The organism is Pseudomonas sp. ADPe (assembly GCF_014843515.1).
Classification (GTDB): Bacteria; Pseudomonadota; Gammaproteobacteria; order Pseudomonadales; family Pseudomonadaceae; genus Pseudomonas; species Pseudomonas citronellolis.
Map to the genome: position 1 here is coordinate 401,863 of NZ_CP062122.1, position 12,848 is coordinate 414,710.

Sequence of the window (12,848 nt, forward strand, 5' to 3'; positions counted from 1 at the left end):
AATATCGACTTAATTTATAACCAAATCTTAAAGCGCCGCCCACGAAAAAGGGGCCCGCAGGCCCCTTCTCCGTCACGCGCCGGTCAGTCGCTGTCCGGCTTGCTGTCCACCACGCCGGTGGTGTTGTTCAGCAGGCTCTTGGTCGCGGTCTGGATGAAGGATTCCAGGCGCTTCTTCAGCTCGGCCTCGTCCGGCACACCCTGCACGCGCTCGGCCTTGGGATGGGCGCCGACCTGGTAGTCGTACACGCGGATGTCGCCTTCCTTGGGCTTGATCAGGATGCGGTTGCCGGAAAGGATGGCCACCACCTGTTCGCTGCCCGAGGGCTTGATCACGCCGAAGCCCTTGTCGCCGGCCGGCAGGTTCAGCAGGTCGCGGCCCCAGCACTGGTGGCGCACCTCGCCGCCCAGGCGGCCCATGATGGTCGGCACTATGTCGATCTGGGTGCCGACGGTGTCGCGGCTGGCGCCGTACTTCTCCTGGATGCCCGGGGCGATGATCAGCAGCGGCACGTTGAAGCGGAACAGGTCCATCTCGGTCAGCTGTTCCGGCGCGCCGAAGCCGTGGTCGCCCACCACCACGAACAGGGTGTCCTTGTAGTACGGCGACTTCTTCGCCTTCTCGAAGAACTGGCCCAGCGCCCAGTCGGAGTAGCGCATGGCGGTCAGGTGCTCGTCGAGGCTGCCGTTGCCGGTCACGCGTTCCACCGGCAGGTCCTTGGGCAGTGCGTAGGGCACGTGGTTGGAGAGCGTCTGCAGCAGGGCGTAGAACGGCTTGCCGCTGGCCGCCAGGCGGTCCAGTTCCTCGTTGCCGCGGGAGAACATGTCCTGGTCGGACACGCCCCAGGTCGGGTCGGAGAACACCGGGTTCACGAAGTCGTTGCGGCCGACGAAGGTGGTCATGCCCTGGTTGGCGAAGAAGCCGGACTGGTTGTCCCAGGCGAAGTCGCCGTTGTAGACGTAGACGTCGTCGAACTGGCGCGCGCTGAGCAGCTGCGGCAGGCCGGAGAACTTGTGGCCGCCCTCGGGCGTCTGCATCAGGTACTCGAAGCCCGGCAGGTTGGGGAAGCAGGCCATGGTGGCGAACATGCCCTGGTGGGTGTGGGTGCCGTTGGAGAAGAACTGGGTGAACAGCAGGCCTTCCTTCGACAGCTTGTCGAAGTACGGGGTGATGTTGCCCGGCGCGCCCAGGGCGCCGACGAAGTGGCCGGCGAAACTTTCCATGAGGATCACCACCACGTTCTTCACGCCCGGCAGCGTGCCTTCGGCCGGCGGGGTGAAGTCGCGGCGGATGGCCGCGTCGTCGGCGTCCACCAGCTTGTCGTTGGGCGTCAGCAGCATCTGCCGCACGGTGTCGCGGGCCTGGTCGTCGGGCAGGGTGGCCTTCCAGATGTTCGCGCGGTCCTCGCCGAAGCGGTCCTCGGCGGCCTTGAGCAGGGTCATGGAGCCGTTCAGGCCCAGGTGGTTGGCGAACATCGAGTCGGTGGTGAAGGCATCGCCCCAACGCAGCGGCGGGCCCTGGCGCAGGGTGCCGCGGTAGGCGACGCCGGCCACCAGCACCACAACCAGCAGGGCGGCGACGCGCAGGTACCAGGCGGCGGCCGAGGCGCCCACGGCGCTGGGCCGGGTGGCGCGGTCGACGCCGCGGAACAGCATGAACAGCAGCCAGGTGGCCACGGCCCAGGCCAGCAGGTAGCGGACCACCGGGTAGCCGTACCAGATCATGCTCATGACCGTCTTCGGGTCTTCGGACATGTACTGGAACACCAGGCTGTTCAGGCGCTGGTGGAATTCGCGGTAGAAGTCCAGCTCCAGCACGCCGAGGAACAGCGTCAGGCTGGCCAGGGCGGTCAGCCACAGGCGCCAGAACATGCGCCAGCGCATGGCGGTGACGCTGGCCAGGGCGAAGATCATCGGCGCGACTATCAAGATCACCGCGCGGATGTCGAAGCGCAGCCCGGTGACGAAGGCCTCGACGAAGGCGCTGGCCGGGGTATCGCCGATCAGCTCGCGGTTGTAGATCAGCAGCGCCAGGCGCAGCAGGGAGAACATCAGCATCAGCGCCAGGCTGCCGAGCAGGATGAACCCCAGGTGGCTGGACACCGTGGCGCGCGCCAGGTTGGCGGCGCGCTGGCGGGTATTCAGGACTTCCGATTGGCCCATGTTTCAGGTTCCGTTCTGTGCAACGTTCGGTTCGGGCGCCCTCCCCTGCGGGGAGGTGCGGAGGCTCCAAGCCCGGGAGCGGGACGTGGAGCGGGCGGCGCATTCTAGTCGGTGAAAATTAGCCAGACCTTAAGAAAATGCCGTCAAGGTGTCGGATTATGCCCAACGCAGGTGAAAAAAGAGTCGCCGCCGCCGGATGGTTCCGACAACGGCGCTTGCGGATCAGTCGTTGTGCGGCTTGCCGATGGCCTGCAGCACGTACTGCGGCAGGGCGAAGGCGCCCTGGTGGATTTCCGGGTTGTAGTAGCGGGTGGCGATGCCGCTGGCGGCGAAGCGCTGGCGCAGGGTTTCCAGCGGCACGCGGCGCAGGGCGGGCTCAAGGGCGCCCCAGGCGAAGGTCATGGCGCCGCCGATGTAGGTGGGCACCGCCGCCTGGTAGAAGTGCCAGTCGGCGAACAGGCCGTTCATCCGACCGGCGGTGTTGCGCACGGTGTCCAGTTGCATGAACGGGGTGCCGTTCTGGGTCACCAGCACGCCGCCCGGGTTCAGGCAGCGGTGGCAGGCCTGGTAGAAGTTCTCGGAGAACAGCACCTCGCCCGGGCCGATGGGGTCGGTGGAGTCGGAGATGATCACGTCGAATTTGCGCTCGGTGGTGGCGACGAAGCGCATGCCGTCGTCGATCACCAGGTCCAGGCGCGCATCGTCGAAGGCGCCGTTGGAGTGGCGCGGCAGGAACTGCTTGCACATGTCGACCACGGTGCCGTCGATCTCGACCATGGTGATGTGCTCGACGCTGGCGTGCTTGCACACCTCGCGCAACATGCCGCCGTCGCCGCCGCCGATGATCAGCACGCGCTTGGCCGCGCCGTGGGCGAGGATGGGCACGTGGGTGAGCATCTCGTGGTAGATGAACTCGTCGGCCTCGGTGGTCTGGATCACCCCATCCAGGGCCATCACCCGGCCCATGCGGGCGTTCTCGAAGATCACCAGGTGCTGGTGCTCGGTGCGCACCTCGTGGAGCAGCTGGTCGACGCTGAAACGCTGGCCGTAGCCTTCGTAGAGGGTTTCCTGGTAATCGCGCATGGGCGGTCTCCCGGTTCGACGGTGAATGAAGCGGGCCGAGGGCCGGCCGTGAAAGGCGCGCATTCTACTGTGCGAGGCATGACAGGTCGAACCCGCGCACTTCGCCCATTCACCTTGCCCACTCAGTTTGCCCGCTCACTTTGCCCATTCACTTTGAAAGCCAGCTGCGGGACGACAGCGCGGCGGCGGCGGGTTATGGTCAGCGCCATGAACGCACCCATCACGCCCCTCGTCCTGCACCTGCCCTACCAGCCGCCCTGGGACTGGGCACAGTTCCACGCCCATTTCGCCCTGCGCCGCCTGGCCGGGGTGGAAACCCTGGGCGAGGCGCATTACCGACGCAGCCTGCGCCTGGATGGCGTGCCCGGCTGGATGGACATCCGCCCGCTGGCCGACGAGCCGGCGCTGCGCCTGGAGCTGCACCTGGACGGCGCCGGCGCCGACAGCGCCCCGCTGGCCGCGCGGGTGCGCAAGATGTTCGATCTGGACAGCGACCCGCGGGCGGTGGCCGCGCACCTGGGCGCCGACCCGCTGCTGCGCCCGCTCGTCGAAGCCTGGCCAGGGCTGCGCCTGCCCTGCGCCTTCGATCCGTTCGAGCAGGCGGTGCGCGCCATCGTCGGCCAGCAGGTCACGGTAAAGGCCGCGGTGACCATCACCGGCCGCCTGGTGCAGCGCCTCGGCCAGCCCCTGGGCAACGCCGTGGCCGACGGCCCGCAGTACCTCTTCCCTACCCCGCGGGCCCTGGCCGAGGCGAACCTCGACGGCATCGGCATGCCCGGCAAGCGCGTGGCCAGCCTGCAGCGCTTCGCCGCCGCAGTGGCCGAAGGCGCCCTGGAACTGCATGTGGAGGATGGCGCGCAAGCGCTGGTGAAGCGCCTCTGCGAACTGCCCGGCATCGGCCCCTGGACCGCCGAATACGTGGCCCTGCGCGCCTTCGGCGAGGCCGACGCCTTTCCCACCGCCGACCTGGGCCTGCTCAAGTCGCCGGTCTGGGGCGAGGCCGGCACCACCGCCCGCGACCTGCAGCGCCGCGCCGAGGCCTGGCGCCCCTGGCGCGCCTACGCCGCCGTCTATCTCTGGCAAGCCTACTCGCAAGGCAGCCGCATCGGAGGATGAAGCCATGCATTACCGCTACTACGACAGTCCCCTCTGCCGCCTGCTGCTGGCCGGCGACGAACAGGGCCTGCGCATGCTCTACATGACCCCCTTCGAAGGCCACGAGCCGGGCCCGGACTGGCGCGAGGCCAGCAGCCAGCTGGATTCCGTGATGAAGCAGCTGGACGAATACTTCGCCGGCAAGCGCAAGGTCTTCGAGGTACGCCTGGCGCCCCAGGGCACCGAGTTCCAGCGCCAGGTCTGGCACGCGCTGACGCAGATTCCCTACGGCCACACCACCTGGTACGCCGACCTGGCCGAACGCATCGGCCGGCCGAAGGCGGTGCGCGCGGTGGGCGCGGCCAACGGCGCCAATCCGATCAGCATCATCATCCCCTGCCACCGGGTGATCGGCCGCGACGGCAGCCTGACCGGCTACGGCGGCGGCCTGCCGCGCAAGGAGGCGCTGCTGCGGCTGGAAGGGGTGATGGTGGGGGAATCGCGAGAGTTGGAGCTGATCTGACGGTTTCGCGGCCCAATCGCTCCTACAGCATGAGCGAGCATGGCTTTTTGTAGGATGGTGTTGAGCGAAGCGATACCCATCACCACAACCGCATGGGTTTCGCAGGCTCAACCCATCCTACGATCATGCCTCCCGGGAGCTGTAGGAGCGGACTCCGTCCGCGATTGGATTCACCGGCCGCGCCGGATCGTCCACCGATACGACCAGCCGAGGTCAAACCCGCACGTTGCCCTTCGGCCCGGCGATCGCCCAGATCACCAGCCCGAGCAGCGGCAGGATGAGGATCACCAACACCCAGATGATCTTGATGGGCACGTCCGCGCTGCTCTTGAGCACGCTGATGATCGCCCAGACGTCGAGGGCGAAGATGATCAGGCCGATCAGGCCGTTGAAGGTCGAACCCATGGCGCCGCTCCCGCTGCTGGAGGTGTGCCCTCCAGCATAGACGGCGACGGCCTCAGCAGCGGGCCGGGTCGATCAGGGCAAAGCTGGCCTGCGTCTCGTGGCCTTCCAGGGCGCCGCCTTCGCGGGCCAGGCCGATGGTTGCCAGGCCGGCTTCGCGGGCGGCGTCCAGCTCCTGCACCACGTCGGAGAGGAACAGCACCTGCTCCGCCGGCAGGCCGATGGCCTGGACGATGCGCGCATAGGAGGCGGCCTCGCGCTTGGGCCCGCTGGTGGTGTCGAAGTAGCCGGAGAACAGCGGCGCCAGGTCGCCGGCCTCGGAGCAGCCGAAGATCAGCTTCTGCGCCTGGATCGAGCCGGAGGAGTAGACGTACAGGTCATAGCCCTCGGCCTTCCAGCGGCGCAGCGCCTCCACCGCGTCCGGGTAGACGTGGCCCTTGAGCTGGCCGGCGCGGTAGCCCTGCTCCCAAACCATGCCCTGCAGCGCTTTCAGCGGCGTGGCCTTGCGGTCTTCGGCGATCCATTGCAGGAGGATGGCGATGCAGCGCTCGACGTCGGCGCCGGCTTCGCCGCTCTCGGCGCGCACCGCGTCCAGCTGCGCGGCCACTTCCGCCTCGCCGGCGTGCTCGCGGACGAAATCCGGCAGGTGCGCGGCGGCATAGGGGAAGAGCACGTCGAAGACGAAGCTGACGGCGCTGGTGGTGCCTTCGATGTCGGTGAGGATGGCTTTGATCGGCATGGTAACTCCGGTGTAACGCTATCCGTAGGAGCGGACCTTGTCCGCGATGGCCGGAGGTTCCGGCGCGATTCGCGGATGAGATCCACTCCTACGAAAGAAATAGAACGGGGGGTCAGTCTTCCAGCAGCGGGAAGCGCCTGGCGATCTCGTCGCCGGTGAACTTCGCCACCCAGCCCTCGGGATTGTTGAACAGGCGGATGGCCACGAAGTGCGGGCGCTCGCCCATGTCGAACCAGTGGCGGGTGCCGGCCGGCACCGAGATCAGGTCGTTCTTCTCGCAGAGCACGGCGTAGACGTGGTCCTCGACGTGCAGGGTGAACAGGCCGCGGCCGGCGACGAAGAAGCGCACTTCGTCCTCGCCGTGGCGGTGTTCGTCGAGGAACTTGGCGCGCAGCTCGTCCTTCTGCGGGTGGTCGGCGCTGAGGCTGACCACGTCGACGGTGACGTAGCCCTGCTCGTCCTTCAGGCGCTGGATCTCCGGCGCGTAGGCGGCGAGCACCTCGTCGGGGCTGGCGCCGGGGGCGATGGGCGCGCTGGCCTGCCAGCGCTCGAAGCGCACGCCGAGCTCGGCCAGGGTGGCGGCGATGTCCTCGGCGTGGGTGAGCAGCTTCAGCGGCTGCTCGGGGGCGGATTCGTGGTAGACGGTCAGGCTGCTCATGCTCGGGTCCTCGGGTACTGCCGGATTCGCTCAGCGCGTGCCGCCGCGAAGGCTGATCACTTTAAGTTCGCATTCGAAGAGGAATTCGAAGGCTTCCACCTGGCGCAGGGCGTCTTCCATGCGCGGCCCCCAAGTGTACAGGCCGTGGCCGCGGATCAGGTAGCCGGGGCAGTCCGGGTGGGCGTCCAGCCAGGGCTGGACCTTGGCCGCCAGGCGGGCGATGTCCTGGTCGTTGTCGAAGATCGGCACCGTCACCCGGCCCTCGTGGGTGGTGACGCCGGCAAAGGCCTTCTGCAGCTCGTAGTCTTCCAGCTCCAGGCGGTCGGCGGGGGTCAGGCGCGAGAGCACGGTGGCGTTCACCGAGTGGGTGTGCAGCACCGCGCCTATCTCGGCGCGCCAGGCGTACAGCTGGGTGTGCAGCAGCGTCTCGGCCGAGGGTTTCTTTCCCGCCTCGAGGCTGTTGCCGGCAAGATCGGTCTCCAGCACGTCGTCGACGCCCAACTGGCCCTTGTGCTTGCCCGAGACGGTGAGCAGCGCGCGGTCGGCGGCCAGGCGCGCGGAATAGTTGCTGCTGGTGGCCGGCGACCAGCCGCGGCCATACAGGAAGCGCCCGGCCTCGATGATCTGGCGGGTCAGGTGTTCACGGTTGTTGCTCATGGCCGCTCCTCTTTCAGACGGGTACGGATGATAACGGCTGCGGCCAGCGCCGCCAGGCTGGCGATGGCGAAAGTCCAGGCCGGGCCCAGGCTGGCCCAACTGTAGCCGGAGTAAAGCGCGCCCAGGGCGCCGCCGGTGCCGGCCAGGGCGGCATAGAGCGCCTGCCCTTGCCCCTGCTGGCGCGCCTGGAAGCTGCGCTGGACGAAATGGATGGCGGCGGCGTGGAAGGCGCCGAAGGTGGCCGCGTGCAGCAGCTGGGCGAACAATAGCAGGCCCAGGTGGTCGGCCAGGCTGCCCAGCAGCAGCCAGCGCAGCGCCGCCAGCAGGAAGCTCGCCGCCAGCACCTGGCGCAGGCTGAAGCGCCCCAGCAGGCGCGGCATCACCAGGAACAGCAGCACCTCGGCCACCACGCCCAGGGCCCACAGCCAGCCGATCAGCCCGCGGCTGTAGCCGAGGGCCTCCAGGTGCAGGGTGAGGAAGGTGTAGTACGGCCCGTGGGACAGCTGCATCAGGCACACGCACAGGTAGAAGGCGATCACCCCCGGCTGGCGCAGCTGGGCCAGGAAGCCGCTGGCCGGCGCGTCGCCGTGGCGCCAGGCCGGCTGGGCGTTGGGCACCCACCAGCTGGCGGCGACGATGCCCAGCATGATCGCCAGCAGCGCCCAGGGGTAGTAGTCCAGGCTGGTGGCCTCGAACAGCCGGCCCAGGCCGACCACGGTGCAGATGAAGCCGATCGAGCCCCACAGGCGGATGCGGCTGTAGCTGGCGGTGCGCTCGCCCAGGTGGGCCAGGGTGATGACTTCGAACTGCGGCAGCACCGCGTGCCAGAAGAACGCGTGCCCGGCCATCACCAGCGCCAGCCAGGCGTAGCTGTGATCGAGGAAGATCAGCGCGAAGCACGCCGCCGTGCACAGCGCGCCGAAGCGCACGATGCGCAGGCGCTGGCCGGAACGGTCGCCCAGCCAGCCCCACAGGTTCGGCGCCACGCAGCGCATCAGCATGGGAATGGCCACCAGCTCGCCGATGCGCGCGGCGGAAAAGCCCAGGTGGTGGAAGTACAGGGCGAGGAAAGGCGCGGTCCCGCCCAGCAGGCAGAAATAGAAGAAGTAGAAGCTGGACAGGCGCCAGTAGGGGAAAGAAGCAGCCATGGGCTGGAAGCTCGAAGCTGGAAGTGGCGGCTCTGGGCTTCAGGCTTCCAGCTTCTGGCTCAGAGCTGCCCCAGCACCGGCGTATTGACGCGCACGTCGGCATTCTGCGCGCGTTGGCGCAGCAGGTGGTCCATCAGCACGATGGCCATCATCGCCTCGGCGATGGGGGTGGCGCGGATGCCCACGCAGGGGTCGTGGCGGCCCTTGGTGACCACGTCCACCGGGTTGCCGTTCACGTCGATGGAGCGGCCGGGGGTGGTGATGCTGGAGGTGGGCTTGAGCGCCAGGTGCGCGACTATCGGCTGGCCGCTGGAGATGCCGCCGAGGATGCCGCCGGCATTGTTCGACAGGAAGCCCTCGGGGCGCAGCTCGTCGCGATGCTCGGTGCCGCGCTGGGCGACGCTGGCGAAACCGGCGCCGATCTCCACGCCCTTGACCGCGTTGATGCTCATCAGCGCGTGGGCCAGTTCCGCGTCGAGGCGGTCGAAGATCGGCTCGCCCAGGCCCGGCGGCACGCCTTCGGCGACCACGGTGATCTTCGCGCCCACCGAATCCTGGTCGCGGCGCAGCTGGTCCATGTAGGCCTCCAGCTCCGCCACCTTGTCCGGGTCGGGGCTGAAGAAGGCGTTCTGCTCGACGCTGTCCCAGGTCTTGAAGGGGATTTCGATCGGGCCCAGTTGGCTCATGTAGCCGCGCACCCGGATGCCCAGGCTCGCCAGGTACTTCTTGGCGATGGCCCCGGCGGCCACGCGCATGGCGGTCTCGCGGGCCGAGGAACGGCCGCCGCCGCGGTAGTCGCGCACGCCGTACTTGTGGTGGTAGCTGTAGTCGGCGTGGGCCGGGCGGAACAGGTCCTTGATCGCCGAGTAGTCCTTGGACTTCTGGTCGGTGTTGCGGATCAAGAGGCCGATCGGGGTGCCGGTGGTCTTGCCCTCGAACACGCCGGAGAGGATTTCCACCTCGTCGGCTTCCTGGCGCTGGGTGGTGTGCCGGCTGGTGCCGGGCTTGCGCCGGTCGAGGTCGCGCTGCAGGTCTTCCAGGGAGAGTTCAAGGCCGGGCGGGCAGCCGTCGACGATGGCGACCAGCGCCGGGCCGTGGCTTTCGCCAGCGGTGGTGACGGTGAACAGCTTGCCGTAGGTGTTGCCGGACATGCGAGGCTCCGCGGAAGACTTGGGTGAACGAAAAGGCCCAGCAGTATACCTGCGACATACCGCCCTGCGAACCTTCCGCGGCGCGCGCCGTCAAACCGCTATCATGCAGTCCATGAAGCCTTCCATGCCGCGCCTTATCGCCCTTCTTTCCTGCTGGTTGTTCGCCGCAATGACCTACGCCGCCTCCCCCACCATCCTGCAACGCCCCTACGACCTGGACACCGACCACGGCGTGCTGCGCGGCACCCTGCTGCTGCCGCAGACCGCCAGCCCGCCGCCGCTGGCCCTGCTGGTGGCCGGCTCCGGCCCCACCGACCGCGACGGCAACAACCCCGAGGGCGGCAACAACGCCTACCTGCGGCGCCTGGCCGAGGCCCTGGCCAGCAACGGCATCGCCAGCCTGCGCTACGACAAGCGCGGCATCGCCCGCAGCCGCGACGCCGCGCCGGACGAACGGCAGCTGAGCGTCGACGGCTACGTCGACGACCTGGTGGCCTGGAGCGACCGGCTGGCCGCGGACCCGCGCTTCGGCCCGCAGGTACTGGTGGGCCACAGCGAGGGCGCGCTGATCGCCAGCCTGGCCGCGCCACGCAGCAAGGCCGCGGCCCTGGTGCTGATCGCCGGCAGCGGCCGGCCGATCGACAAGGTGCTGCGCGAGCAGCTTTCGGTGCGCCTGCCGCCGCCCCTGCTGGCGAAGGCCGATGCCATCCTCGACCGGTTGCGCGGCGGCCACCAGGTGCCCGAGGTGCCGGCGCAGCTGAACGCGCTGTTCCGCCCCAGCGTGCAGCCCTACCTGATCTCGCTGTTCCGCCACGATCCGGCACGGGCGCTGGCCCGGGTGCGCCAGCCGACGCTGATCCTGCAGGGCACCAGCGACATCCAGGTCGACGTGGCCGACGCCCAGGCGCTGCAGCGCGCCAGGCCGGACGCCGAGCTGCAGTTGATCTCCGGCATGAACCACATCCTGCGCATCGTCCCGGCCGACGTGAAGAAGCAGCTGGCGTCCTACAACGACCCCGGGCTGCCTCTGGCCCGCGACCTGGTCCAGCGACTGGTCGGCTTCATCCTGCGAACCCGCCCGCAGACCCCATCGGCCGAAGGCATGAGCTGAAACGGGCGTCTCAAGAAATCACTGTCGGCGTCGATAATCGCTTAGCCCCTGTATGAAAGTCGTTACTTACACGCTTCCTACAGAAGTTGAGTTGATCCCTGGCCGTCGGCCAGGCCCGAGGAATCCGATGACCGACGCCGACCCGCGCAGCGACGCCGCCGCCCCCGCCGAAACACCGGCCCCGCCCCATCCCTGGGCGGAGCTGGCGCCGGAGCATTTCCGCCTGCTGCGCCTGGCGCCCCTGCCCACCGACCGCAGCACCGGCGCCCGCGCCCTGCGCTTCGTCCAGCTCGGCCGGGTGGAGCGCCACGCCCCGGAGCAGAGCCTGCTGCGCCTGAGCATCCAGCTGCCCGGCCAGGCCCTGCGCAAGGAGCAGAACCTGTTCGAGGTGTGGGCCGACCACCGCAACAAGGAAGTGCGCTTCGGCGCCGACAGCGGCTTCGCCCTGGAGCCGATCAACCGCGGCCTGGGCCGCTTCCTGCTGGCCCAGGGCATCGCCTGGGCGCGGCAGAAGTGGGCGCACTACAAGGTCGAGGGCGGCGTGCTGGGGGTGAAGGACGCGCCCAACGAGGACATCCGCCTGCGCCGCGACCACTTCCTGCGCGCCCAGGGCTTCGACGTGGAGTACGAGGACTCGCGCCTGCTCAAGGCCCGCTACGGCGCCGGGCGGGTGAGCGAGCTGTACGACGACTGGAACAAGGACAAGGTGCAACTGCTGCCGCTGCTGGACGCCGCGGCCATGCTGGAACAGGCCGACCAGAACCTGGCCAGCCAGGACAACGAAATCCGCAAGCTGCAGCAGCGCATCGAGACCTTCCGCCGCGACGACACCAGCCTGCGCTTCATCATCGCCTGCCTGACGGTGTTCGCGGTGTTCCAGGCCGGGCTGCTGATCTGGATGGCAACGCACTGAGGGCCGGCGCGGACGGACGGGCACGGCTCGCTCCTACGAAAAGCACGGACGCGGGAGACTTTTGTAGGATGGGTTGAGCGAAGCGATACCCATCGCCACGGCCGCATGGGTTTCGCAGGAGCCCCCGGTATCGCCCCCTGTAGGAGCGCGCCCTGCGCGCGAAATCGCGGGCAGGGCCCGCGGCGCCTCAGTTCACCCGCGAACGGAACAGCGCCCGGTGTTCGCGGCACTGCGCCGCCGACAGCAGGAACACCCCGTGCCCGCCGTGGCGGAATTCCAGCCAGGTGAAGTCCACCTCCGGGTACAGCGCCTCGACGTGCACCTGGCTGTTGCCCACTTCGACGATCAGGGTGCCCTGCTCGGTCAGGTGGTCGGCGGCCTCGGCGAGCATGCGCCGCACCAGGTCCAGGCCGTCGTGACCGCAGGCCAGGCCCAGTTCCGGCTCGTGCTGGTACTCGGCCGGCATGTCGGCGAAGTCCTCGGCGTCGACGTAGGGCGGGTTGGAGACGATCAGGTCGAAGCGCTGCCCCGGCAGGCCGGCGAAGCCGTCGCCCTGCACGGTGTAGACGCGCTCGCCCAGCTCGTGGCGCTCGATGTTGACGTTGGCCACTTCCAGGGCATCGAAGGACAGATCGGCCAGCACCACTTCCGCCTGGAGGAATTCGTAGGCGCAGGCGATGCCGATGCAGCCCGAGCCGGTGCACAGGTCGAGGATGCGCGCCGGCTCCGCCGCCAGCCAGGGCTCGAAGCGCTGCTGGATCAGCTCGGCGATGGGCGAACGCGGCACCAGCACGCGCTCGTCGACCACGAACGGCAGGCCGCAGAACCAGGCCTCGCCCAGCAGGTAGGCGGTGGGCACACGCTCCTCGATGCGCCGGCGCAGCAGTTCGCGCAGGTGTTCGCGCTCGTCGTCCTCGAGGCGGCAATCCAGGTACGCATCGGCCATTTCCCACGGCAGGTGCAGCGCGCCGAGCACCAGCAGGCGGGCATCGTCCCAGGCGTTGTCGGTGCCATGTCCGAAGTACAGCCCCTCGGCATGGAAGCGGCTGACCGCCCAGCGGATATGGTCTCGAAGGGTCAGCAAACGGGATTCGGTCACGGCGCAGGGTCCTCGCGGCGGGCAAAAAGGCCGGCATTCTAGCCCAAGGCGGCCTGCCGCGGGCGCACACCGGCGTCGAGGGGGTCAATACCACTTTGCGCGGGTTT

At 68.7% G+C, this 12,848-nt stretch carries 13 protein-coding genes; 4 read left to right on the plus strand and 9 right to left on the minus strand.

From position 1 onward, the window contains the following. Nucleotides 1-83 precede the first annotated feature (83 nt). Both IG194_RS01750 and speE read right to left on the minus strand, forming a co-directional pair. Entirely contained in the window at nt 84-2,162 is a 2,079-nt protein-coding gene (locus tag IG194_RS01750; protein ID WP_043272151.1) for an LTA synthase family protein, read from the minus strand. 222 nt (nt 2,163-2,384) lie between these two features. Then, nucleotides 2,385-3,245, minus strand: a complete 861-nt coding sequence (speE, locus tag IG194_RS01755; RefSeq protein ID WP_058490239.1) for a polyamine aminopropyltransferase — start codon at nt 3,243-3,245, stop codon at nt 2,385-2,387. Nucleotides 3,246-3,452: 207 nt separating this feature from the next. Here speE and IG194_RS01760 point away from each other — a divergent pair, with 207 nt between their 5' ends. Together IG194_RS01760 and IG194_RS01765 are read left to right on the plus strand one after the other, a co-directional pair. Then, the gene (locus IG194_RS01760; protein ID WP_058491035.1) at nt 3,453-4,361 is read left to right on the plus strand and encodes a DNA-3-methyladenine glycosylase family protein; all 909 of its coding nucleotides are present in this window, start codon (nt 3,453-3,455) and stop codon (nt 4,359-4,361) included. 4 nt (nt 4,362-4,365) lie between these two features. Further along, nucleotides 4,366-4,863 (plus strand): methylated-DNA--[protein]-cysteine S-methyltransferase, encoded by a 498-nt coding sequence (locus tag IG194_RS01765; RefSeq protein WP_058070238.1) that lies wholly within the window; start codon nt 4,366-4,368, stop codon nt 4,861-4,863. A gap of 213 nt (nt 4,864-5,076) precedes the next feature. Here the strand turns inward: IG194_RS01765 and IG194_RS01770 are convergent, their stop codons facing one another. The 6 genes from IG194_RS01770 to aroC form a co-directional block, all read right to left on the minus strand. Next, nucleotides 5,077-5,268, minus strand: coding sequence for a PLDc N-terminal domain-containing protein (locus tag IG194_RS01770; protein ID WP_043272153.1), 192 nt, complete (start codon nt 5,266-5,268; stop codon nt 5,077-5,079). A 52-nt stretch (nt 5,269-5,320) separates the two neighbouring features. Further along, nucleotides 5,321-6,004, minus strand: a complete 684-nt coding sequence (mtnC, locus tag IG194_RS01775; protein WP_058490240.1) for an acireductone synthase — start codon at nt 6,002-6,004, stop codon at nt 5,321-5,323. Between the two features lie 112 nt (nt 6,005-6,116). After that, on the minus strand, nt 6,117-6,662 hold the full coding sequence (locus IG194_RS01780; protein ID WP_009618648.1) for a 1,2-dihydroxy-3-keto-5-methylthiopentene dioxygenase: 546 nt from the start codon (nt 6,660-6,662) through the stop codon (nt 6,117-6,119). Between the two features lie 30 nt (nt 6,663-6,692). After that, nucleotides 6,693-7,319, minus strand: a complete 627-nt coding sequence (locus IG194_RS01785) for a methylthioribulose 1-phosphate dehydratase (RefSeq protein ID WP_043314289.1) — start codon at nt 7,317-7,319, stop codon at nt 6,693-6,695. Beyond that, nucleotides 7,316-8,467 (minus strand): MFS transporter, encoded by a 1,152-nt coding sequence (locus IG194_RS01790; RefSeq protein WP_058490241.1) that lies wholly within the window; start codon nt 8,465-8,467, stop codon nt 7,316-7,318. Before IG194_RS01790 ends, IG194_RS01785 begins: the two co-directional genes overlap by 4 nt. A gap of 59 nt (nt 8,468-8,526) precedes the next feature. Next, complete coding sequence (gene aroC / locus IG194_RS01795; RefSeq protein ID WP_058490242.1) at nt 8,527-9,618, minus strand: chorismate synthase; 1,092 nt, start codon at nt 9,616-9,618, stop codon at nt 8,527-8,529. A 112-nt stretch (nt 9,619-9,730) separates the two neighbouring features. On the opposite strand from aroC, the gene IG194_RS01800 reads away from it, so the two are divergent. Both IG194_RS01800 and IG194_RS01805 read left to right on the plus strand, forming a co-directional pair. Further along, nucleotides 9,731-10,729 (plus strand): alpha/beta hydrolase, encoded by a 999-nt coding sequence (locus IG194_RS01800; RefSeq protein ID WP_082996250.1) that lies wholly within the window; start codon nt 9,731-9,733, stop codon nt 10,727-10,729. Between the two features lie 127 nt (nt 10,730-10,856). Beyond that, entirely contained in the window at nt 10,857-11,642 is a 786-nt protein-coding gene (locus tag IG194_RS01805) for a hypothetical protein (RefSeq protein WP_058490244.1), read from the plus strand. A gap of 187 nt (nt 11,643-11,829) precedes the next feature. Here IG194_RS01805 and prmB read toward each other — a convergent pair whose 3' ends face one another. Next, nucleotides 11,830-12,741, minus strand: coding sequence for a 50S ribosomal protein L3 N(5)-glutamine methyltransferase (gene prmB, locus IG194_RS01810; protein WP_058490245.1), 912 nt, complete (start codon nt 12,739-12,741; stop codon nt 11,830-11,832). Between the last annotated feature and the right edge of the window lie 107 nt (nt 12,742-12,848).

What these genes read in the sequence shown, in the direction of transcription:
- speE (WP_058490239.1), bottom strand. Translation starts at nt 3,245, where the DNA reads ATGCGCGATTACCAGGAAACCCTCTACGAAGGCTACGGCCAGCGTTTC.
- mtnC (WP_058490240.1), bottom strand. Translation starts at nt 6,004, where the DNA reads ATGCCGATCAAAGCCATCCTCACCGACATCGAAGGCACCACCAGCGCC.
- IG194_RS01770 (WP_043272153.1), bottom strand. Translation starts at nt 5,268, where the DNA reads ATGGGTTCGACCTTCAACGGCCTGATCGGCCTGATCATCTTCGCCCTC.
- IG194_RS01785 (WP_043314289.1), bottom strand. Translation starts at nt 7,319, where the DNA reads ATGAGCAACAACCGTGAACACCTGACCCGCCAGATCATCGAGGCCGGG.
- aroC (WP_058490242.1), bottom strand. Translation starts at nt 9,618, where the DNA reads ATGTCCGGCAACACCTACGGCAAGCTGTTCACCGTCACCACCGCTGGC.
- IG194_RS01805 (WP_058490244.1), top strand. Translation starts at nt 10,857, where the DNA reads ATGACCGACGCCGACCCGCGCAGCGACGCCGCCGCCCCCGCCGAAACA.
- IG194_RS01780 (WP_009618648.1), bottom strand. Translation starts at nt 6,662, where the DNA reads ATGAGCAGCCTGACCGTCTACCACGAATCCGCCCCCGAGCAGCCGCTG.
- IG194_RS01765 (WP_058070238.1), top strand. Translation starts at nt 4,366, where the DNA reads ATGCATTACCGCTACTACGACAGTCCCCTCTGCCGCCTGCTGCTGGCC.
- IG194_RS01760 (WP_058491035.1), top strand. Translation starts at nt 3,453, where the DNA reads ATGAACGCACCCATCACGCCCCTCGTCCTGCACCTGCCCTACCAGCCG.
- IG194_RS01790 (WP_058490241.1), bottom strand. Translation starts at nt 8,467, where the DNA reads ATGGCTGCTTCTTTCCCCTACTGGCGCCTGTCCAGCTTCTACTTCTTC.
- IG194_RS01800 (WP_082996250.1), top strand. Translation starts at nt 9,731, where the DNA reads ATGAAGCCTTCCATGCCGCGCCTTATCGCCCTTCTTTCCTGCTGGTTG.
- IG194_RS01750 (WP_043272151.1), bottom strand. Translation starts at nt 2,162, where the DNA reads ATGGGCCAATCGGAAGTCCTGAATACCCGCCAGCGCGCCGCCAACCTG.